Annotated in this window: 23 protein-coding genes; 13 read left to right on the top strand and 10 right to left on the bottom strand. The window is 64.1% G+C overall.

What is annotated here, in order from left to right:
- Position 1 precedes the first annotated feature (1 nt).
- Complete coding sequence (locus H1D44_RS06320; RefSeq protein ID WP_181514000.1) at positions 2–892, bottom strand: SDR family NAD(P)-dependent oxidoreductase; 891 nt, start codon at positions 890–892, stop codon at positions 2–4.
- Positions 889–1,521, bottom strand: coding sequence for a glutathione S-transferase N-terminal domain-containing protein (locus tag H1D44_RS06315; protein ID WP_181513999.1), 633 nt, complete (start codon positions 1,519–1,521; stop codon positions 889–891). Before H1D44_RS06315 ends, H1D44_RS06320 begins: the two co-directional genes overlap by 4 nt.
- A 216-nt stretch (positions 1,522–1,737) precedes the next feature.
- On the opposite strand from H1D44_RS06315, the gene H1D44_RS06310 reads away from it, so the two are divergent.
- The 3 genes from H1D44_RS06310 to H1D44_RS06300 all read left to right on the top strand — a co-directional run bounded on the left by H1D44_RS06310 (position 1,738) and on the right by H1D44_RS06300 (position 5,621).
- Positions 1,738–2,268: a hypothetical protein gene (locus H1D44_RS06310; RefSeq protein ID WP_181513998.1), complete on the top strand. Its 531-nt coding sequence runs from the start codon at positions 1,738–1,740 to the stop codon at positions 2,266–2,268.
- Positions 2,240–3,451: a methyltransferase gene (locus H1D44_RS06305; protein ID WP_181513997.1), complete on the top strand. Its 1,212-nt coding sequence runs from the start codon at positions 2,240–2,242 to the stop codon at positions 3,449–3,451. The genes H1D44_RS06310 and H1D44_RS06305 overlap by 29 nt, the downstream gene beginning before the upstream one ends.
- A 172-nt stretch (positions 3,452–3,623) precedes the next feature.
- Positions 3,624–5,621, top strand: coding sequence for a diguanylate cyclase (locus tag H1D44_RS06300; RefSeq protein WP_181513996.1), 1,998 nt, complete (start codon positions 3,624–3,626; stop codon positions 5,619–5,621).
- Here H1D44_RS06300 and H1D44_RS06295 read toward each other — a convergent pair.
- Entirely contained in the window at positions 5,590–6,711 is a 1,122-nt protein-coding gene (locus H1D44_RS06295) for a site-2 protease family protein (RefSeq protein WP_181513995.1), read from the bottom strand. The genes H1D44_RS06300 and H1D44_RS06295 overlap by 32 nt on opposite strands.
- Before the next feature lie 311 nt (positions 6,712–7,022).
- Between H1D44_RS06295 and H1D44_RS06290 the strand changes: the two genes are divergently transcribed.
- A complete protein-coding gene (locus H1D44_RS06290; RefSeq protein WP_238984425.1) occupies positions 7,023–7,946 on the top strand; it encodes a M28 family peptidase in 924 nt (307 codons plus the stop codon).
- Between the two features lie 99 nt (positions 7,947–8,045).
- Here H1D44_RS06290 and H1D44_RS06285 read toward each other — a convergent pair whose 3' ends face one another.
- On the bottom strand, positions 8,046–8,516 hold the full coding sequence (locus tag H1D44_RS06285) for an aminoacyl-tRNA deacylase (RefSeq protein ID WP_181513993.1): 471 nt from the start codon (positions 8,514–8,516) through the stop codon (positions 8,046–8,048).
- Between the two features lie 139 nt (positions 8,517–8,655).
- Between H1D44_RS06285 and H1D44_RS06280 the strand changes: the two genes are divergently transcribed.
- Positions 8,656–9,195, top strand: coding sequence for a PH domain-containing protein (locus H1D44_RS06280; RefSeq protein ID WP_181513992.1), 540 nt, complete (start codon positions 8,656–8,658; stop codon positions 9,193–9,195).
- Positions 9,192–10,718, top strand: a complete 1,527-nt coding sequence (locus H1D44_RS06275; protein ID WP_181513991.1) for a PH domain-containing protein — start codon at positions 9,192–9,194, stop codon at positions 10,716–10,718. Before H1D44_RS06280 ends, H1D44_RS06275 begins: the two co-directional genes overlap by 4 nt.
- Here the strand turns inward: H1D44_RS06275 and H1D44_RS06270 are convergent.
- From H1D44_RS06270 to glnH, 6 genes are all read right to left on the bottom strand, one after another.
- Positions 10,706–11,107: a glutaredoxin family protein gene (locus H1D44_RS06270; protein ID WP_181513990.1), complete on the bottom strand. Its 402-nt coding sequence runs from the start codon at positions 11,105–11,107 to the stop codon at positions 10,706–10,708. The two genes, H1D44_RS06275 and H1D44_RS06270, sit on opposite strands and share 13 nt — an antisense overlap.
- Positions 11,108–11,186: 79 nt before the next feature.
- Positions 11,187–12,107, bottom strand: coding sequence for a MurR/RpiR family transcriptional regulator (locus tag H1D44_RS06265; protein ID WP_220128007.1), 921 nt, complete (start codon positions 12,105–12,107; stop codon positions 11,187–11,189).
- Positions 12,079–13,131, bottom strand: coding sequence for a C45 family autoproteolytic acyltransferase/hydrolase (locus H1D44_RS06260; protein ID WP_238984426.1), 1,053 nt, complete (start codon positions 13,129–13,131; stop codon positions 12,079–12,081). The genes H1D44_RS06265 and H1D44_RS06260 overlap by 29 nt, the downstream gene beginning before the upstream one ends.
- On the bottom strand, positions 13,121–13,849 hold the full coding sequence (gene glnQ, locus H1D44_RS06255) for a glutamine ABC transporter ATP-binding protein GlnQ (RefSeq protein ID WP_181513989.1): 729 nt from the start codon (positions 13,847–13,849) through the stop codon (positions 13,121–13,123). Before glnQ ends, H1D44_RS06260 begins: the two co-directional genes overlap by 11 nt.
- A complete protein-coding gene (glnP, locus tag H1D44_RS06250) occupies positions 13,846–14,502 on the bottom strand; it encodes a glutamine ABC transporter permease GlnP (protein WP_181513988.1) in 657 nt (218 codons plus the stop codon). Before glnP ends, glnQ begins: the two co-directional genes overlap by 4 nt.
- Before the next feature lie 43 nt (positions 14,503–14,545).
- On the bottom strand, positions 14,546–15,283 hold the full coding sequence (gene glnH, locus H1D44_RS06245; protein ID WP_181513987.1) for a glutamine ABC transporter substrate-binding protein GlnH: 738 nt from the start codon (positions 15,281–15,283) through the stop codon (positions 14,546–14,548).
- Between the two features lie 251 nt (positions 15,284–15,534).
- On the opposite strand from glnH, the gene H1D44_RS06240 reads away from it, so the two are divergent.
- From H1D44_RS06240 to H1D44_RS06210, 7 genes are all read left to right on the top strand, one after another.
- Positions 15,535–16,197 carry a LysM peptidoglycan-binding domain-containing protein gene (locus H1D44_RS06240; protein WP_181513986.1) on the top strand — a complete coding sequence of 221 codons (663 nt, stop codon included), beginning with the start codon at positions 15,535–15,537 and terminating at the stop codon, positions 16,195–16,197.
- 83 nt (positions 16,198–16,280) lie between these two features.
- Entirely contained in the window at positions 16,281–16,628 is a 348-nt protein-coding gene (locus H1D44_RS06235; RefSeq protein ID WP_181513985.1) for a hypothetical protein, read from the top strand.
- Positions 16,629–16,656: 28 nt separating this feature from the next.
- Complete coding sequence (locus tag H1D44_RS06230; protein WP_181513984.1) at positions 16,657–17,763, top strand: acyltransferase family protein; 1,107 nt, start codon at positions 16,657–16,659, stop codon at positions 17,761–17,763.
- A gap of 17 nt (positions 17,764–17,780) precedes the next feature.
- Complete coding sequence (locus tag H1D44_RS06225) at positions 17,781–18,878, top strand: serine hydrolase (protein ID WP_181513983.1); 1,098 nt, start codon at positions 17,781–17,783, stop codon at positions 18,876–18,878.
- Positions 18,879–19,082: 204 nt separating this feature from the next.
- On the top strand, positions 19,083–20,153 hold the full coding sequence (locus H1D44_RS06220; RefSeq protein WP_181513982.1) for a TRAP transporter substrate-binding protein: 1,071 nt from the start codon (positions 19,083–19,085) through the stop codon (positions 20,151–20,153).
- 62 nt (positions 20,154–20,215) lie between these two features.
- Positions 20,216–20,803, top strand: coding sequence for a TRAP transporter small permease (locus tag H1D44_RS06215; RefSeq protein WP_181513981.1), 588 nt, complete (start codon positions 20,216–20,218; stop codon positions 20,801–20,803).
- A gap of 3 nt (positions 20,804–20,806) precedes the next feature.
- Positions 20,807–20,991 (top strand): TRAP transporter large permease subunit (locus H1D44_RS06210; RefSeq protein ID WP_181513980.1); only part of this gene is annotated, 185 nt, incomplete at its 3' end.

The raw sequence follows: 20,991 nt of genomic DNA, 5'->3' as shown, positions 1-20,991 counted from the left end.
GTCAGACTCCTTTACGTTCGTCGCGTGTCGATGCCAGCAGGATTCGATCCATTCCCCGCGAGGAAAGCAGGCGCTTGAGCATGCCGAACAGGTGGGTAGGCAGGGTGACGTAGTAACGTGCCTTGGGACGTCGGCTCTCCAGTGCGTGCACCAGCTTGGTGACCACGGCATCCGCGCCGAGGGTGAAGACACCGCCGGAGGATGCTTCCTTGCCCGCCAGCCTGGCCTCGACGCTACGATAGGTATCACGATGATAGCTGTGCTCGGTATCGATATTGGCCAGAAAGGCGCGGTAGGCATTCTCGCGAAAGCGGCTGGTGATAGGGCCGGGTTCGATCAGGCTGACATGGATGCCACTACCGCACAGCTCCTGGCGCAGGGTATCGGTCAGGCCCTCCAGGGCGAACTTGGAGCAGACATAGGCCCCGCGGTAAGGCAGGGCGGCGAAGCCCAGAACGGAGCTGTTCTGCACGATGCGTCCGCTGCCTTGCTCGCGCATCACCGGAATCAGCCGTGTGGTGAGTTCGTGGGTGCCCAGCACGTTGGTTTCCAACTGGGCGCGCAGCACGTCCCGCGAGAGATCCTCCACCGCGCCCGGTTGACCGTAGGCGGCATTGTTGAACAGCGCATCGAGGCGGCCGCCGCTTCGTTCCAGCAGCTGCTCGACGCAGGCGGCGATGGAGTCGCTCGAGTCGAGCTCCAGGCGCAGGACCTCGAGACCCTCTTCAGTCAGGCGCGCCAGATCCTCCTCGCGCCGTGCCGTGGCGAAGACCCGCCAGCCGCGCCTGACCAGGGTGTGCGCAGCCGCATGGCCGATCCCGCTGGAACAGCCCGTGACCAGCACGCAGCGAGAGCGCTTGCTTTCCCCGCTGGGAGTGGGTTGGCGACTCATGGCAGCGGAATCTCGTTGGCCTGCTTGGGGATGTGATAGCCGCGCCGTACCGCCGGGCGGCTGGCGATCTCGACATACCAGCGCTTCACGCTGGGGTAGTTGCCAAGGTCGATATTCTGCCACTCGTAGCGCGACACCCAGGGCCAGCAGGCCACGTCGGCAATGGTGTACTCGTTGCCGGCCAGGAATGCCGACGTCGTGAGGCGGCGGTCGAGGACGTGATATAGGCGCTGGGCCTCGTCGTGAAAGCGCTCCTCGGCGTAGGCAGCCTTGCCGGCGTTGAACTTGAGAAAGTGGTGGGCCTGGCCAAGCATGGGGCCAAGGCCGCCCATCTGCCACATGAGCCACTCGAGGGTGCGGTAGCGTTGTTCGGGTTCGGTGGGCAGGAAACGTCCAGCCTTCTCTGCCAGGTAGATCAGGATCGCACCCGATTCCATCAGGGCAATTCCCGTTTCATTGTCGCGAATGGCGGGAATCTTGTTGTTGGGGCTGACCTCGAGAAAGGCCGGCTCGTGCTGCTCGCCCTGAGTGATGTCGACAGCATGGGCTCGGTAGGGCAGACCCAGCTCTTCCAGCAGGATCGAGACCTTGCGTCCATTGGGTGTGGTCCAGGTCCAGAAGTCGATCATCCTCTTGTCCTCGCCTTGGGGGAACAGGCTCGCGGTGCCCGATTGCCAAAGACCTTACCATCTCGCCTGCCGGGGAAGTAATGGCTTCATTGCCTGGCTTGATCGGGGGTCGCTGCGGCGCCTTGACCTCTTGCGGGGCTTGTCTTCCAGGCGGGCGCCCCGGAGAATGGCTCCGATGCGGCACACGGCCGTCGCAGCGACGGCAAGGGGGAGATCATGAGAGGGAGAGCTATACCGCTTACCTGGCTGTTGCCCCTGGCGCTGCTGGCACTGCCGGGTGTATCCGTCGCGCAGGAGGAGCCCGAGATCGTCGGCACGATGTCCGGTCTGCTGGATGATCAGGCGCATGAGTGGTTCATCCTGAGTCAGGGGGCCGACTCGAACGCGACCTACACCGACGCAGGTGACCGAATCGTGATCGATCTGGTCGGCTTCTCCGATCCCGACCACTGGCGGGTGAGGGACTCGCTGTCGTTGAGCATCACCCTCATCGAGGGAGAGGTGGCGGCCTTCGACGTGCTTCATCCCATCGGTGGCACGGCAAAGCCCCCCGTCTTCACTTCGGATAACGCTGACTTGCTGCTGGTGATCGACAGCTTCGATGTCGAGGGCAACAAGGCCCACGTCAGCGGTAGGCTAGAAGGCAGCCTGGCGATGCAGCGGTCGCTGGAGGAGGCGGCCACGCTGGAAGAGGGCGTGCTCATCTCGGTGGAGTTCGATGCCGAAGCCTCCCGCATCGAATATTGAGCAGCGGTTTTCTCGCCTGACCGCCCTGCTGGCAGAGTGGCAGCCGTTCTGGCGTCCGCCCCCGTTCATGTTTCGTCGAGCCCCCTGGCAGGGGAACTGTCCCGAACTGAGTGCCGTGCTGCTCGGGTTGAGCGACGCCGAAGTGCAGCGGCTCCAGGCCAAACCCTGGGAAAACTCGCCGCTGGCGCCGTGGCTGCCGGTCGCGGAACTGGCCGAACTGGTACGCCTGGCGCCCCTGTCCGCCACTCGTGAGCCTCTCCCCGAAGCCTGGGGGCAGCATGTGGGCGGACGCAAATGGCAGCAGATCGCGGCTTTTGTCGGCTGCCTGCAGCTGAAGCCACAGGAGCGCCTGCTGGATTGGTGTGCCGGCAAGGGGCACCTGGCGCGAGCCCTGGCAAGATCTCGGCAGCGGCCCGTCACCGCCCTGGAGTGGCAGGCCGCGCTGTGCGAGGAGGGCCGTCGCCTGGCCGCAGGGCAGCAACTACAGGTCGAGCTGTGCCAGCAGGACGTCATGGCCGACGACGCCGGTCGTTACCTGACGGCGGACACTCATGCCGTCGCGCTGCATGCCTGCGGCGACCTGCACTTGCGCCTTGTGGAGGCCGCCCTTGCCGTGGGCAGTGCCGTGACCCTGGCGCCGTGCTGCTATCACCGCACCCGCCAAGACGTCTATCGACCCGTTTCACGGCGGGGCAGCGAGTTGTGCCGTCGCCACTCCTTGAGCCTCGAGCGCAGCGACCTGGCCCTGGCGGTACAGGAAAGCGTGACGGCGCCGCGAGGCGTGCGGCGTCAACGCGAACGGGCCAATGCCTGGCGGCTAGGCTTCGATGCGCTGCAACGAGAGCTTCGATGTGACGACCGCTACCTTCCGGTGCCTAGCCTGGCATACGGCAAGATGCCGGACAGCTTTGAAGGTTTCTGTCGCTGGGCGGCCCGACGCAAGGGCATGATCCTGCCCGACAGTCTCGATTACCCCAGCTATGAGCAAGCAAGCTGGCGGCGTCAGGCTGAGGTGTCTCGCCTGGAGCTGGTGCGCCACCTGTTTCGTCGTCCGCTGGAGGTGTGGCTGGTGCTGGACCGTGCCGTTCGCCTGGAAGAGGCCGGCTACCGGGTGGACCTTGGCACCTTCTGTACTCATGAATTGACACCGCGTGATTTAATTATTCGTGCCAGAAAGGCATAATCTTCAGTATGAGAGGCTGCACAACAACTTTCTCTCCCACCATAAGCCAAGTATTCGTAGCCAAGTATTAGTAGACAAGTATTCGTAGAAGATCATAACAACACATAAATCGTTGCCTGGCTCCGCCAGCTCAGGCGACGGCGTGGACACCTTGCGCAAGGGATCAACTGCCGTGAATGAACCGATTTCGGTGGCGTCGACAGACGAAGATCTGGGCTGCCTGGTCGAGGGCCTGCCGATGCCGGTCATGGTGGCGGGAAGCCAGCCGGGCTGGCCGCTACTGTATATCAACGGCGAGGCGCGTCGACTCTTTCGCCTTGCCGGTCGAGCCGAGGAGAGTGACCTGGCCTCGCTTATCGATCCGGCCGATGTCGCTTGTTTCGAAGCCGAGCTCGCGTCGCTATCCCATGACCGACTCCAGGTTCGCGTCGCGTGTCGTGCCGCCCAGGGCAGGCCCCCCTTCGATGCCATCATGCGCAAGGCGAGATGGCAGGGCCAGGACGCCTGGTTGCTGACGCTGATGCCAGGGGAGCAACCCACCTGTGGCGAGCGTGAGTCCTTCTACCAGCAGATGTTCACCACCAACCCCGCGATCAAGCTGCTCATCGATCCGGCCACTGGCGCCATCATCGATGCCAATGCTGCGGCCGAGGCTTTCTACGGTTACACCCTCGATGCTCTCAAGCGGTTGAAGATTACCGACATCAACTGCCTGTCTTCCCAGGAGGTGCGTGTGCGCATGGCCGAGGCCAAAGCGTGCGAGCAGCTTTTCTTCGAGTTTCGCCATCGCCTCGCGAGCGGTGAAGTTCGCGACGTGCACGTCTATTCGGGACCAGTCACGCTGGCTGGCCGGGAGTACTTGCATTCGATCATCGTCGATGTCACGGACGAGAAGCGCTATTACACCCGGTTGGAGGTGTATAACGACCTGTTTCACAAGCTGCCGGTAGGGGTCTACCGCAACACGACGCAGCCCGAGGCGCGCTTCACGGCCGCCAACCCTGCCATGCTGAGTATCTTCGAAGCCCATTCTCCCCAAGCGCTGTTCGAGGCTAAGCTATCCTCGCTGTACGCAAGCGCCGAACAGCTAGAGGCGTTCCTCGGCGATCTCGAGCGCGACGGTGCCGTCAGCCGTCGGCCCCTGCAACTGCTCACCCTCAATGGACGTCTGGTACATGCCGAGGTCACGGCGTTTCGGCAGTTGGCTGAGGATGGGACGGTAGAGTTCAGCGGCATCGTCGAGGACGTGACTGCGCGCTATGCCGCTCAGGTCAATCGCGACAGGCTGACCCATCTGTTGGACGCTTCCCCCGACATCGTCTCGATCACCGACGCCGAGCAGCGTGTGGTTTACCTCAACAAGGCCGGCCGCAAGCTGCTGGGTGAGCTACCCGAAGCGTTGACCCTGTCCCTCGAACAGACTCATCCACCCTGGGCGCGCCGGATTATCGAGGAGCAGGGTATTCCCCATGCCATCGAGCACGGTTACTGGTACGCGGAAACTGCCGTTCTTTCCCGTGACGGCAGTGAAGTTCCCGTATCGCAGCTGATCGTGTCGAGAAGGACAGAGCGCGGTGAGCTCGACTGCATCGCCACCATCATGCGGGATATCAGCCAGGCCAAGCGCTATCAGGCGGAGCTGGAGTTTCACGCCGGCCACGATCCTCTGACCGGCGCGGTCAATCGCAATCGCTTTCTCGCCGTGCTGGCGCAGGAGCGTGCCGAAGCACGGCGCAATGGGCACTCGCTCAGCCTGGTCATGTTCGATATCGACCGCTTCAAGAGGGTCAACGATACCTTCGGCCACAGCATCGGAGACATGGTGCTGAGCAGACTCGTGCAGACGTGCCGTGGGCTGCTGAGAGAGGTCGACGTCCTGGCTCGCTGGGGCGGTGAGGAGTTCATGCTGCTGCTGCCGGACACGCCCCTGGAGGGGGGCGAGATCCTGGCGGAAAAGTTGCGGCGGGCCATCGAGGAGGCGGACTTCTTCCCGGTACCGACCCTGACCTGCAGCTTCGGCGTTGCCGAGTTGGCTGCCGAGGAGTCGGAGGCGCGATGCTACAAGCGCCTCGACGAGGCGCTTTACCGGGCCAAGGCCGAAGGACGCAACCGGGTCTGCATGGCAGAGCCGGCCGGTTTCAGCGATTCACCTCCAGGTAAATCTCGATAGTTCGCAGCAGTCGCTGGCGATCGATCCAGCCGCTGACTCTGTTGTTCTCCATGACGGGGATCTGGTTCAGCCCATGCTCGTTGAGCAGCATGAGCACCTCGTCGGCCTTGGCGCTCGGGGGGACATGATGCAGCTTGCCGATTGGCGTCATGATGGTATCGACCCGGGTCGAGCTCCAATCGGCCTGCGGCACTTTGCGCGCATCGCTGAGAGTGACCAGACCCTCGACGTGGGCGGCGTCGCTGCCGACGATATAGGCGCGCTTCCCTGAAGGCAGCACGTCGTGATGGAGCCAGGCCTCGACCGAGCGCTGCGGTTCGACCATCGGCACTTCCGCTTCGGCCAGGTCATGGGCGCGCAAGCCGGCCAGTCGCTCACGGAGCAGGTACATGCGACCCTGGGCCTGGGTCATGTTGAGCAGGAACCAGGCGATCAGCATGATCCAAAGGCCGCCGACGAGATTGCCGGCCACCATGTTCCAGATAGCCAGGCCGAACAGGCCATAGGCGACCAGCTTGCCGCTGGCAAAGGCCGTCTCGTTGGCCTTGCTGGCATCGCCCGAGACTTTCCACACCACGGCGCGCAGCACGCGTCCGCCATCGAGAGGGAAGCCTGGCACCAGATTGAAGATGGCTACCAGCAAGTTGATCGTTGCCAGCCAGCCCAGGGCGACGGGGACTGGTTCGTACCAGCCGTGGGTCAGGCCAGACAGCAGGCCGAATACCGCCGCCAGAGCAAAGCTCACGATGGGCCCGGCGATGGCGATCCAGAACTCGTCGTTGGGTTTGTCCGGGTCCCTTGCCATCTGCGCCACGCCACCGAAGATGAACAGGGTGATGGCCTTTACCGGAACCCCTCGGCGAATCGCCACCAGGCTGTGCCCAAGTTCATGGGCCAGGATGGAGGAGAAGAACAGCAGTGCCGTCACCAGGGCAGTGAGCACGGCCGTAGTCATCGTCCAGTCCGGATGATGATGCTGGAAGCCCGCGCTCATGGTGGTAAGCAGCAGGGCGAAGATGATCAGCCAGCTGATGTGGATTTCCAGTCGTATGCCGCGAAAATGCCCGATGACCAGTACGGACTTGAACATGGTGTGTCTCCTCGTTCCGGATGTTTCCCGTTTTACGGTGTTGATGCATGAAAGCCAAGCTGGCCCGTCTTGTCGGCAATCGCCTTTTCAGTCGCGGCTGGGCCACCTATCTTGAATGAGGCGTGCAGGCGCAAAGGACGGGCAAGGGACTTGGGGAGGTAGGGCATGGAAGCATTTGGCTGGGGTAGGTGTGCCTTGAGCCGGCGTATCGCGAGTGGCTCGAGATGAGGCGCAGACATTCGTTGCCGACAAAGTTGCTGGGAGCGCTCGGCCTCATCGTCTTGTTGGCCGTCGGGGGAGGGTATTGGTGGATGCTGCACGTGCCCGGAAGCTCTTTTCAGGGCGAACCTCCGCCATTGGGTGCCGAAGGTGAAATGCTCCAGGAGCGCCTGCATCGCCACGTCAGGGTATTGGCCGATGAGATCGGCGAGCGGCACTACTGGCGACCGGAAGCCTTGCAAGCGGCCGGCGACTATATCGAACAAGCGCTGACCGGGGCGGGCCATACGCCACGACGCCAGGACGTGCCGACCGGGAATCGCATCTTTCATAACATCGAAGTGGTGATTCCGGGAGGCAGCCGGGAGGACGAGATAGTCGTGGTCGGGGCGCACTACGACACGGTGCGGGGCAGCCCGGGGGCCGATGACAATGCTTCCGGCGTGGCGGTGCTGATAGAGCTCGCGCGCCTGCTGCAGCAGGCCGAGCTCGACCGTTCGCTTCGCCTGGTCGCGTTCGTCAACGAGGAAGCCCCTTTCTTCGGCAGCGATGCGATGGGCAGCCTGCACTACGCCCGGCAGGCCAGGGCCGAAGATTGGAACATCGTGGGCATGATCTCGCTGGAAATGCTTGGCTACTATCGTGACGAACCCGGTACCCAGCACTATCCGTTTCCACTCGACCTATTCTATCCGGACAAGGGGAATTTCCTCGCCTTCGTCAGCAACCTGGAGTCGCGCCGCCTGCTGCACGAGGTCATCGGCGCCTTTCGCCGTCATGCCGTGGTGCCCTCGGAGGGCATGGCGGCGCCACCGCAGCTGGGTGACATCCGGCGCTCGGACCATTGGGCATTCTGGGAGACCGGCTATCACGCGATGATGCTGACCGATACCGCCAACTTTCGTAATCCCCACTACCATGGACCCAGCGATACGCCCGACCGCCTGGACTATGCCACCATGGCCAGGATTACCCAGGCCCTGGCCGCTGCCCTGGAATCCCTGGCCCGGCCCTGAGCTCTCGCAACGAGATCGGGCCTCGCCGTCGGCAAGGCCCGATTTCGTTGCGAGAGCTGCGAGCGGCAGGAGAGGCGGTGGCGAGTGCCTCTGCCTCGCTCAGTGATGACGGCTGAACTGGCCATGGGCGCTGTCGCCCATCAGCCGATCGAACTCCTTGCCGCTCATGTGCAGCAGCGTCTCGTGATCGCCGGCATCGAAGTAGATATCCGCCTGATGGCGCAGCAGGTCGTCGACATAGACCTGCAGACCGTAGGCCTGGCCCACCGGCGTGATGGCGCCGGGGTCGCAGTCGCTGAAGTGGAGCACTATCTCATCTTCGCTGGCCAGTTCCACCGGTTCGTTGAACAGCTGCGACAGGCTGTCGAGATCGGCGTCGCAGGTGCTTGGCAGGACGGCGAGACGGTAGCCGGAGCGGCTGTGCAGCATGATGGCCTTGGCCAGCTGCTCGCCGGTGATATGGGACTGCTGGGCGATGCGGCTGGCGCTGAACTCATAGTCGTGCTTGACCTCCTCGTAGTCGATATCACAGGCTCTCAGGTATTCTCGGAGGGTAGCCGGGATAGCCATGACACTGTTCTCCCTCGGCACGGCGGCCGACGTTCGCTGATGGAGCGCCTCCTTGCAGCCATGAATCCTTGCCTCCTCAGCATAGCGTTAACCAGCCTGGCCGGCAGGGTGAGAAAGTGTCGATAAGCAAGGAGTCGTCGTGACCTTTACTAATGCTGCACTGGACCCCCAGCGCCTGCCTGCGCTGAGGGAGGCGCGACTCGTACCGGTGTCGCCTCGCCTGGCGCCCTGTCAGGCGGTGTTGCGCTCACTGCACTGGCTGTTTCTCTCGGCACTGGCTGCCCTGTTTCCCTTTCTCCACGAAGACCTGGCCCCATGGCAGCCCTGGCCTGCCGTTGGCCTCGCGCTACTTGGCCTCTTCGCCGTCGGGCTGGGCTGGTGCGAAGCGCGCCGTCGGGCCTATGGGCTACGCCAACACGACCTGCTCTATCGCCGCGGGCTGCTGGTGCAGCGCCTGCAGGTGCTGCCGCTGGCTCGCTTGCAGCACATAGAAACATTGAGCAATCCGGTCGAGCGCCTGTTCGGGCTCGAGCGCTTGGTCTGCTTTACGGCAGGAGGCCGTGGCGCCGATCTGGTGATCGAGGGCTTGAGCCGTGACCGGGCAGCAGTGGTGCGCCAACATCTGCTGGCCCAACTGGAGCGCAGTGGCCAGGTGCATGATGGGGCGAGCCCACCATGAGCGACGAGGCTCGGCTGGACGATACCGACGAGCTGTCCGAGTGGCAGCGCCTGTCTCCCTGGGCGGTGCTGCTATTGATGCTCAGCGGCGGGGCCACGCTGTTGCGTCAGCATATGCCGCTCGTGCTGGGCGCCGGCGCGGGGCTGGCCATGATGGACCGCCTGGGGAGCAGGGAGTTGGCCGTTGGCGGAGCCTTGCTGCTGTTTTTTGCGGTACTGATCAGTCTGCTCTATTACCGTCGCTTTCGTTATCGCTGTGATGGCGATGTGCTGGTAGTACGAAAAGGGCTGCTGGAGCATCGTGAATTCAAGGTGGCAGCAAGACATGTGCAGAGCGTCGTCATCCAGCAGCCCGCCTACATGCGCCCGTTCGGCCTGGTGCAGTGGGAGGTCGAGACGTTGGCCGGGGAGGGATCGCGGATTGCGCTGCCGGGTATCCGTCGTGAACGAGCCGAGCTGCTCGGCCGCCGCCTGAGCCGACCGCAGTACGAGCCGTCGGCTCAAGGGCAGGCCAGTGAAGTTCAGACGAGCAGAGCGGACAAGACACGATCGGAGCCCATATACGCCATTACAGCCAAGGCAATCGTCCTGCATGGCCTGGCCAGCCGCTCCATCTATCTCATTGCCGCGATGCTGTCGCCGCTGGTCAGGCCGTTGGAGCGCTGGCTGCATGATCGCCTGCCGCAGCTCGACCTCGTTGCCTGGCTTCCAGCTTCGCCCTGGATCGCGGTGGCAATGGGTATCGTTGCCGTTGTCGTTTTTCTCGCCGTGCTGGCCGTATTGGCAGCCTGGTGGCAATTTCACGGCTATGTACTGCATGACGAGGGGGAGCGCCAGGTGCAGCGCAGCGGCCTGGTCCATCGTCAAGAGCGGGCGTTGAGCCTGGTGCGGCTGCAGGTGGTGGAGTGGGTGCAGACGGGCCTGGGACGATGCCTGGGGCGCGGCTACCTGGTATGCCATCAGTACGGTGCCCAGGGAGGCGATGCCGCAGAGTCGCGTCGCTTCGTGGTGCCGGGACTCACCCGGTCGCAGGGAGAAGCATTGACGGCACGCTTCTGGCAAGGCTATCGGCCCGTGGGCAGCTTCAGGCGTGTCGACCCGAGCTATCGGCGCATCCTGCTCCTGCGTCATGCATCATTGCTGGGGGCGGGCACGGCCGTGGTGCTGGGGCTGCTGGTACCCTTGCCCCTGTCGCCGCTTGCGTGGGCCGGGCTAGGGTTGCTCGTGTTAGTGATATCCGCCGCCCTGGCCCAACTGCGCTGGATGGCCACCGGCTGGGCTCAGGCGGGCGACTTCCTGTGTATCAGGCGCGGCGTGCTGGGCCAGCGCACCGGCATCTTTCCCCAGCAGCACCTGATTTCACTCGGCTTGCAACAGAGCTGGCTGCAGCGGCGACGTGGTGTCGCCACCCTGCATCTGGAGCTGGCCCATGGCCGGCAAGTGCTGCCCTACCTGAACGAGGTGCAGGCTCGCCGGCTGGCGGATACGCTGCTCTATCGCGTCGAGTCCGATCAGGCGGCCTGATCCTGGCCGAAGCGGCGGTGCAGCCAGGTATTGATGGCGCTGGACTCGTACATCCACTCCTTGCGCCCGTCTTCATGCTCGATCAGCAGGCACGGCACCTTGACCTTGCCGCCGCCCGCTTCGAGCTCGTGGCGATGGTCCGGGTCGAGCTGGGCGTCGCGAATCTCGATCTTCAGCCCCAGGCGAGCCATCTCCTTGCGCACCTTGATGCAGAATGGGCAGGCGCGGAACTGATACAGCGCCAGGCTACGGCACGCTTCGTCTACCCGGGCCTGTTCCTCGTCGGATCGCTCGACGCTCTGTGGCGTGGAGAGCTTCTCGGCAACCAGCACGACCGGCGTCAGCGCCAGTCGCACGCCGCGGAAGAAATAGCGCAACACGATTCTCATGGTGACCCCAGGTTGAGAAATGGAGGGGCCACATGATGCCGCGCCGCGCCGCGAGTGCCAAGCCGAACGGCCGACTCTGTCAGCGTAATTCGATTGCCAGCTCATCGATGAACTGGTCACGGCGTGAAAGCGCGGTGGCCGCCGACTCGCCCGATATCGTGGCGCAGGCGTTGACCAGGCACTCCACGGCGCTGAGAAAGGCCACCATGCTGTTGGAGATGAAGCTGGTTTCGTGAGGCACCAGCAGCGCCTGGTCGGAATGGCGCACCAGGGGGGAGTTGGAGAGGTCGGTCACCACCAGCACCCGGATACCGTGACTGCGTGCTGCCTTGCACACATTTACTACTTCGCGGGTATAGGGTCTACAGCTTGCCGCGACCAGCACGTCTCCTTCGCTCATGCCGGCCAGGCCTTCTGCGATACCGTGGCTGCAGTCGCTCAGCAGGCTCACGTCCGATCGCAGCATGCCGAGCCCATAGGCCAGGAAGCTGACGAAGGCGTGGAACTGGCGAACGCCATATAGGCGCACCCGACCTGCCGCCATGGTGGCGTTGGCGAAGGCTTCCAGCTCGTCTGCGCGCAGGTTCTCCAGGAAGCGGCTGATGTTTCGACACTGCTCGTCGGCCAACTGATGGGCCTGGTTCAGCAGGTCACTGCGGTCCGCCGATAGCGCCGTACTGGCGTGCTGGCGATAGAAAGAGTGGGAGGGTGTGAGCGTATCGCCGAGCAGAATGCGCTGCAGCTCCCCAAAGCGTGTGTAGCCGAGCGACCGGGCCAGTCGGGAGATCGTGGAGGGATTGACCTCCAGCCGCTCGGCCAGCGCCGAAATCGAGAGCAGCGCAGGGTCGCCGCGTAGATCGATCAAGTGGGAAAGCACTTGCTGTGCCTTGGGCCCCAGGTGGAGCTTGCTCTCTCCTCTGGCAATGGCCAGGGAGAGAGCGCGTAGCGACTCGAGATCGGCTGGGGCGTGCTCAGTCGAAGAGGGTGCGTCGGGTGCCATGGCAGGGCTCACTGTGGCCGGGGGCGTATACTTCCCATTCAAGGCCGTCATTAAGCAGGCGGAAGACGCCGGTCGCAAGGGTGTTTTCGTGATCGGGATCGTCGGGGGCTCGGCGGTAGATGGGCAGGCCACTTCCCCCGGTATCACGCAGCAGACGCAGTGGGTCGCAATCCCTGGCGGTAACCAGCTCGTCGCCTCGTTGCTGACGATCCCGGGATGAACGGGTGATGGTCTGCCCCTCCCGCGCACCGGCGTGATGGAGCGCGTGATTGGCATGCACGAACGGACCTTCGATCATCTCGACGGAAACCTGGCCGTTGCCGATCTCGACGCTGTATAGCCTGGTGTCGCCCTGCTGGGCCAGGGTGAAGTGAAAGCCGCCGCTGGCAGGCGCTCGCTCGAGCATCTCGACGATGGCGCCGATGGAGGGTTGTGCCAGCATCGTTCGGCCCAGCACCATGCGCGGGATCTCGGGGACGACGCCGTTGAAGCGCAGGTTGTTGACGGCCTGAACGATTCCCGACTCGGTCAAGGCAAAGGTGTGGCCGGGCAGCGAGCCGGGATAGCAGCATGCCAGGAAGCCGGGCTGCCCATCGGGAGAAAGCTGAGCCAGGAACACGTCGCCGTCGAAGCCGGGAAGCCCGTCCTCGTTGTGGGCAATGCAGGGTTCCTGTCCCGGCAGCACCACCGTGGTACAGCCGTCCGGGCAGTGGGCGAGCAGGTCGCCGCGACTGTTCCAGGCGAAGACCTGGCGAAAGGGCAGTTCCAGCCCCTCGGCCAGCCCTTCGAGTTCCTCGACCACCCATGGCAGGCTGGCCTGGCATTGCGCCAGCATGCGTGACACCGCGGCATCGTGTCGTGGGTGAGTGATGCCTCGCCACAGCTCACTGGGCAAGAGGGTTTCGTGGACCGCCCGGTAGCTGGCCTGGCCCAGTGCCCGGCCGAGCTCACGGTGGCTTCCGGCAGCACGCAGCCAGCGGAGTCCGGCTCGGCGTTCCATGCCGTTCGGCTTGTCAGTGTACATGTCGCAGGAAGTCCTTGAGCCTCGGGTTGCTCGGCGTCGAGATCATCTCCCGTGGATCGCCGTCGACGGCAATCTTGCCGTGTTCCATGAAAATCAGGCGCGAGCCTACCTGTCTGGCGAAGGCCATCTCATGGGTCACCACCACCATGGTCATGCCCTCCTCGGCAAGCGTGCGCATCACGTTGAGCACCTCCTGCTTCAGTTCGGGGTCGAGGGCGGAGGTGGGCTCGTCGAACAGCATGACCTTGGGCTTGACCGCCAGCGCCCTGGCAATGGCCACGCGCTGCTGCTGCCCGCCCGAGAGGGAGTCGGGATACTGCTCGGCCTGGTCCTTGAGGCCGACCTTGTCGAGCAGGGCAAGCGCCTGTTCACGCGCTTCCGAGCGGCTCGCTCCGCGCACGTGCCTGGGGCCGAAGGCGACGTTTTCCGCTGCCGTGAGCTGGGGGAAGAGGTTGAACTGCTGGAATACCATACCGGCTTCCTGGCGGATCTCGCGCAGCCTGGCATAGCCTGCCAGTACGCTGATCTCATCCACCACCAGGTCACCGCCGGTAATCATTTCCAGGCCATTGATGCAGCGAAGCAGCGTCGACTTCCCCGACCCCGAAGGGCCGATCAACACGACCACTTCACCGCGGTCGATGTTCAAGTCGACTTCATCGAGCACCTTGAGAGGCCCGAAGTGCTTGGATACCTTTCTGAATTCGATGATGCTCATAGAATCTTCATCCTTCTCTCGATGAAGCGCAGCAGCAGGGTCAGGCTGCCGGTCATGATCAGGTACATCACCGCAATGGCACTCCAGATCTCCACGGCGCGGAAGTTGGCCGCCATGATTTCCTGGCCGGTACGCGTCAGCTCGCTGACGCCAATCACGATGAACAGCGAAGTGTCCTTGAGGCTGATGATGAACTGGTTGCCAAGGGGCGGGATCAATCGGCGGAAGGCCAGCGGCCCGACGATATAGACCAGCACCTTCCATCGCGGCAGCCCGAGTGCCAGCCCCGCTTCCGATAGCCCGCGGCTGATCGACTGCAGGGAGCCCCTGACGATCTCGGCGATATAGGCACCCGCATTGATCACGATGGCGATCATGGCGGCGGTCAGCGGGTCGATGCGTATGCTGGCAAGTACCGGCAGGGCGAAGTAGAGGAACATCACCTGCACCACGATCGGCGTGCCGCGAATGATCTCGATGTAGACCATCGCCGTATAGTTGAGCAGCCAGTTGCCATAGGCGCGCATGAGGCCGGCGATGGCGCCGACCAGCATGCCGCCACATAGCCCCACGACGGTGATGAAGATCGTCATCTGGGCGCCCTTCAGCAGCTGCGGCATGAAGGTGACGATGACGGACCAATCCGTATTCATTGTGTACCTCGGATCTCGTCAGGGGAGGGGCGAGTCACCCGGCTCACTGGCCGGGTTGCGTGCCAAACCAGGTTTCGTAGATGGCGTCATAGCGGCCATCCTCGCGCATCGCGGCAAGGCTGGCATTGACGTCTTCCACCAGGGGGCTGCCCTTGGGAAAGCCGATGCCGTACTCATGAGCCATCATCTGCTCGCCTACCGCCTTCACTTCGCCGTCGCCGGCCGTGGCGATGTAGTAGAGCACGTTGGGGGTATCGTGCATGGCGGCATCGACGCGCCCGGTACGCAGCTCGAGGTAGGCGTTGTCGATATTGGGCAGCAGCCTCAGTTCGGTCTCGGTGAAATGCTCCTGGGCGTAGTCGGCGGCAGAGGTACCCATGCGCAGCGCCAGGGTGCGACCGGCGAGGTCGTCGGTAGTCTCGATATCGCTCCCCACCGGGACCATCAGCGTGAAGCCGCTGTCGTAGTAGCCGTCCGAGAAATCGATCACCTCTTCCCGGTCGGGACGAATGGTGATCCCGGCCAGGGCCACATCGACCTGGTTGGTCTGCAGCGCGGGGATGATGCCGGAGAAATCCATGGGCCGGAGTTCGTATTCCCAGCCGTTGTCTTCGGCGATTGCGGCCCACATGTCGATGTCGAAACCGACGTACTCACCATCTTTCATGAACTCGAAGGGGACGAAAGCGGTGTCGGTGGCGACGATCAGCTTGTCGGCAAAGGCGGTGGTTGCGAAGGCCAGGCTAGCGCCCATGGCGGCACACAGGATCCGCGTCTTCATCTTGGTTTCCTCTTTGATGTTGTTGTTCGGCTCGAGAAGGCAGGCATGGGTATGTCGCCTTCTGCAAATATATTTGTACATAAAAAACAAAAGCGCAATATTTTTGCGTGAAGAGATGCGTTGATTAGCAAACAGGCATGCAACGGCTTGTCACGCCATACTGCTCGTGTGGCGAGCGCTCGAGCTTGCCGGGCTCCTCTTGGCGGCCTTGACGAGGCCACAAAAACACAACAAGTCAGGGAGGTTGCGTCATGAATGAAACGGTGACCGGGTTGCGAAATCGCTCTGCCCAGGGAGTGCTGGTGGGCTGGCTGGGGGCGGGCCTGCTGGCCGTGCTGCTCAGCCAGGCGGCCCATGCCCAGCAGGGGGGGGAAAACGACGCCGAGGCGGTGGAGCAGGAGGCGGCAGAGCAGGTCGACCTGCCCGAGGAGGCCAACGACACCGAGGAGGCCGACGCCCAGGCGCGCCAGGAGAGGGATGACCTGGACCAGAGGCTGCAGGAGCGTGAGCGCCAGCTGCGCGATGCCCAGCGCGAGCTGGCCGCGCTGAGAGCGCGACTGCCGGCCGCAGAGGGGGGCGATCTCGACCTCGACGGTGCCCTGCGCTCGGCCAGTGTGACGGCAGGGGCGATTCGCGCTACGCGGACGGAGCTGATGCGTGCTGGGGGCCGGGATGCGGCGCTGGAAGAGAGCATCGATGAGTTGATCGATGAACTCGAGAACGACCAGCGCCTGGTGGCCAGAGGGCTCGATGCCAATCTCTATCGCGTTCAGCGAGGCGACACCCTGGCCGGTATCGCGGGGCGCTTCTACGGCAGCTCCCAGCGCTGGCAGGAGCTGCACGAAGCCAACCGGCACGTGCTCGAAAACCCTGACCTGGTATGGCCGGGCCTGACGCTCGTCGTCCCTCGATGAGTGCAGCTGCCGCCAACCTCAGGTTGGCGGCAGGCTCCTTTTCCGGCAGGCTTTGAGAATGAACCCGGGAGGAGGGAGTCGACATGAAAGTGAAATCCCTTGGCGCCGTGGTGGGGCTGGCCCTGCTGGCGCTGACTGCCTGCGCTGATGAGCCGAGCGATGCCCGCGAAGTGTCCCTGGCGGTGCTGGTGAATCAGGCCGAAGAACTCGATGGCACCCTAGTGGCCACCCAGGGTGTGGTCAGGCGTTTCGAAGACCCGCTGCACTACTGGATCGAAGACGACGACCTGCACCGGGTGGAGATATTTCCCTACGAGCAGATCGAGCCTCACCTGGGCGAGACCGTGCGCGTCATCGGCGACTTCGAGTACTCTCCCACCGAGGGGCGGCGTTTGACGCTGGAGCGGCTGGAGCCAGTCGACGGTCGCTAGTCAGCAAGTCACATGCGAGGGAACCGCCATGCTCGGACTTGCGCAGCGGCCACAGCTGCCGTCACTGCACGCCAGGGTCGAGGCCATCGACCTGGCGCGCGGCATCGCCATAGCCCTGATGATCCTCAGCCACGCGGTGAGCGGGCTGCTGGGGATCCGTCAGGTGCCCGAGTGGGGCATGGTGCCGATTCACCTGATCACCAAGTTCTCCTCCTCGCTATTCATCCTGGTGTTCGGCATCGCCCTGGCGGTGGCCTTCCTGCCCAAGGTGACCACGCCCGACTGGCCACGGCGGCGGCTCAAACTGATGCTGCGCGGGCTGGAGGTATTGTTCTGGTACAAGGCGCTGACCATCGTCGAAATGCTGCCCATGTTCACCACCCAGGACATTCTCGACGCGTTGCTCTACCAGCGTTTCACCATCTGGGTAGAGATCCTCGGCTTTTATGCGCTGGCGCTATTATGGATTCCCTGGGTGCTGCCGCTGTGGTTGCGCATGCCGTTGTGGTCACGGCTGCTGGCGCCGGTGATCGTGGGGGTGGCCTCGGTGCTTCTCGAAAGGCACTTTCATTTCTGGGGTAATGACATTCTCAAGGCGCTGCTGGTCGAAGACGCCGATCACTACACCTGGGGGCAGCTGGCCCGTCTGCCGCTGGTGATGCTGGGCTTGCTGATCGGCGAGGCGATCCTGCGCTGGTACGCTGAGCCTGCCACCCGGCGCCGGCTGGTGGCGTGGCTGCTGGGAGCGGGGGCGGTATTCCTCGTCGCCTTCCTGGCGATGTCCGTTCCCGACGTGTACGACGCCCTGATGGCTGTGGCCTGGAACCGTGGCAAGCATCCCCCCGAGGTTCCCTTCATGCTGTTCAGCGCAGGTGGCGCGTTGGTGATCCTGGCGCTCTGCCTGCTGGGCAGCAACCGGGCCGCTGCCTGGCTCAGGCCCCTCACGCTGATCGGTAGCGACGCGCTGCGGGCATTCGTCTTCCATATCGTGGTCATCTTTCTCGTCTTCCGGCTGCTGCTGGAGGCGTGGCAGGTCTACAGCTATCCGCAGGTGCTGGGCATCGGCAGTGCGCTGATCCTCGCGACGGCGGGCTGGATCGCCCTGTTGCGCTGGTTCAGGGAGCACAGCCGGTGAGCAGGAGGGCGGGTTGCATGGCCGTTGCCCGAGCGCTGCTATGGCTGGCTCTGGCGTTGCCGACGCTGGCCCAGGCGCAGCCCGGCTGGATGGTGCAGCCCGGCTGGATGACGCAGGTCGAGGCCTGGCCCGAGCCGGCCTGGGGCGAGCGCCTGGAGGCCAGGCTGGCGCTGCTCGAGGCCGGTTTCTCCGGTGAGCTCGGCGTGCACGTGCGCGATCTCGATACGGGGGCAAGGCTCGGCTGGCGCGACGAGGCGTCCTGGTACCTGGCCTCGCTGGTCAAGGTGCCCGTCGCCATCGAGCTGATGGCGCGGGTCGAAGCGGGTGAAATGGCGCTGCATGAACGTCTGACACTGGTGTCCAGCGACTATGTGGACGGCGCCGGACCCACCAACTGGGCAGAGCCGGGAACTGCCCTCACGCTACGCCAGCTGCTCGAGCCGATGCTCACCGTCAGCGACAATACCGCCACCGACATGCTGATTCGCCACCTGGGGCTGGAGGCGGTCAACCAGCGGGCCAGGCAGTTGACCCCGCGCGGCGGGCTGGGGCCGATCACCACGCTGGTGGATGTGCGCCGCCACGCCTATGCCAATCTTCATCCCGACGCCTTCGCGCTTGGCGGCATGGACTTCATCGAGCTGAGCAAGCGTGAAGGGGACGCCGAGCGCCTGGAATGGCTGCGTCGGCGTCTCGACCTGGATCCGTACGACCTGCATGTATCCAGCCTCGATGAGGCCTTTCGCCGATACTACGCCAGCGACCTCAACAGCGGCCGCCTCGATGCCTTCGCCGATCTGCTCGAGGCGCTGGCCCGGGGCAGGGTGCTGGGCCCCGGGACAACCGCTGAGCTCCTGGCCATCATGGCCACTACCACCAGCGGTGAGCGCAGGCTCAAGGCCGGCCTGGGGCGCGATGTTCGCCTGGCTCACAAGACCGGTACCCAGCACCGGCTTGCCTGCGATGCCGGTATCGCCACCCGTGGCAATGGCGATCAGCCCCGGCGCCTGGTGATCGTGGCCTGTGTGCGGGGCGAGCTCGACCTGGCTCGCAACGAACGAATGCTGGCGGCAGTGGGGCGAGCCGTGCGCGAGGCGGGTGCCTTCGCGGAGTGAGGGGTTCGATTACGACCAACGTCTAGGTCAGGGCGAGGGCTTCGTGTTTGACACGTCGCCCGCACATGGCTAGCCTTTCCACATCGAATGTTACCGGTAACACGGCGTTCGGTATCCCAAGAGCGGCGACTCGCCTGTGTCCAAGGCTTCGCTGTCACCGGGGGGAAGCACCAACTCACAACGACAACACGACTGGAGTCCGCCATGAAGATCTTCTGGCGCAACACCCTCACGCTAGCCGGCGCTGCATCCCTGTCCCTCGGCATGGCCTATGCCCAGAGCCCCGACCTGTCCGACCCGCCTGCCATCGAGGGTGACGTGGTGGGCGATCATGGCAGCCATACCCTGCGCATGGGGTTCGGTCTGTCGGAGAGCTCCCCGCAAGCCCTGTCCAGCAAGTATTTCGCCGAGATCCTCGAGCAGCGCAGCGAAGGGCGCATCAGCGTCAACCTTTTCCCCAACAGCCAGCTCGGCGACGACGTGCAGATGATGGAGATGCTCCAGACCGGCTCGCTGGACATGACCTATCCCTCCTCCTCGCCGGCCACCACCTACGTCTCGGAGCTGGCGGTGTTCGACCTGCCGTTCCTGCTGCCCACCCGTGAGGCGGCGGTCGCGGTCATGCACAGCGATGCGGCCCAGCGCATGCTCGATGCCTTCGAAGGCACCGGCATCAAGGCGCTGACCTTCTCCGAGAATGGCTATCGCCAGCTCAGCAACAGCGCCCGCGCAGTGGAGTCCCCCGAGGACGTTGCCGGGCAGGGCGGTCGTGGCCTCAGCGTGCGCACCATGGAGAACCCGGTTCACCTGTCGATCTGGGAGACCCTGGGCGCCAACCCCACGCCGATGGCCTTCGGCGAGCTGTTCTCGGCCATGGAGCAGGGTGTGGTCGACGGCCAGGAGAACCCCTGGAGCACCATCCTGACTTCCAACTTCCATGAGGTGCAGGACTACGGCTCCGAGACCCGTCACGTCTACACCCCCTTCATCATGATGATGTCGCAGCGTACCTGGGACCGCCTGGCCCCTGAATACCAGGAGCTGGTGCAGGAAGCGGCACGCCAGTCGGCGGAGTACGAGATTCAGATTTCCGCCGAGTACGACGACTGGGCGCGTGAGCAGCTCGAAGAGCGCGGCATGCAGATCAGCCGGCTCGACGACGACCAGATCGCCGCCTTCCAGGAAGCGGTACAGCCCGTCTATGACCAGTGGGCGCCGCGCATTGGCGAGGACTTGATCGCGGAGATCCAGGAAATCGTCGAAGCGCACCAATAATTCCAACCAACGCCTGACTTGGCAGGGCAGGGGCGTGCCCCTTGCCCTGCACGGAGCACGACATGAGTTCCTCTCCCCAACCGCCGGCCGATCCTGGCGTCTATCTCGACGATCCTCGCCGGCGTCCTCTCGAGCTGGATACCGAGGAGCGCCGCGGCCCGGCGCTGTTCCGCTGGCTGACGGTCGTCATGGAGCATCTGATCGCGACGATCCTGGTGGCCTTGATCGTCTCGGTATCGGCCAACGTGATCGGCCGTGCCTTGCTCAATCGTTCGCTGCCCTGGGCCGATGAGCTGGCCCGGATGCTGTTCATCTGGCTGGTGTTCATTGGTGCCGCGGCGGCCTTTGCCCGCTACGAGCATATCGCCGTGGACTTCCTGGTGCGCCGGCTCAAGCCGCGCGCCGCCTACACCCTCTACCTGCTGCAGCACCTGATCATCGCCACCCTGATGAGCATCATGCTGTGGGGCGGCTACCTGGTGATTTCCCGTTCCACCGGGCGCACCGCCATCCTTGGCGTGCCATGGAATCTCATCAACGTCTCGCTGGTGCTCTGCGCGGCATTCATCGTCGCCGTGTCGGTGTGGCGCGCCTGGCAGTGCCTGACGCTGGTCCGCCAGGGTGGTCCTGCCAGCCGAGGGGAGCGCTAGGTCATGCTGTGGATCTTCCTGGGCATTTTGTTCGCCTCCATCGGCATCGGTCTGCCGATCGCCTTCGGCCTTGGCGTGGCCGCGGTGATCATGGCGGTGCTCTCCGACATACCGCTCTCGATCCTGATCGAGCAGTCGATACGCGGGGTCAACAACTTCCCGCTGCTGGCGATTCCGTTCTTCATCCT

The sequence above is a fragment of the Billgrantia kenyensis genome, from assembly GCF_013697085.1.
Lineage (GTDB): Bacteria > Pseudomonadota > Gammaproteobacteria > Pseudomonadales > Halomonadaceae > Halomonas > Halomonas kenyensis.
The sequence above is the reverse complement of the archived record's forward strand: the minus strand, read 5'-3'. Positions and strand labels throughout refer to the sequence as shown.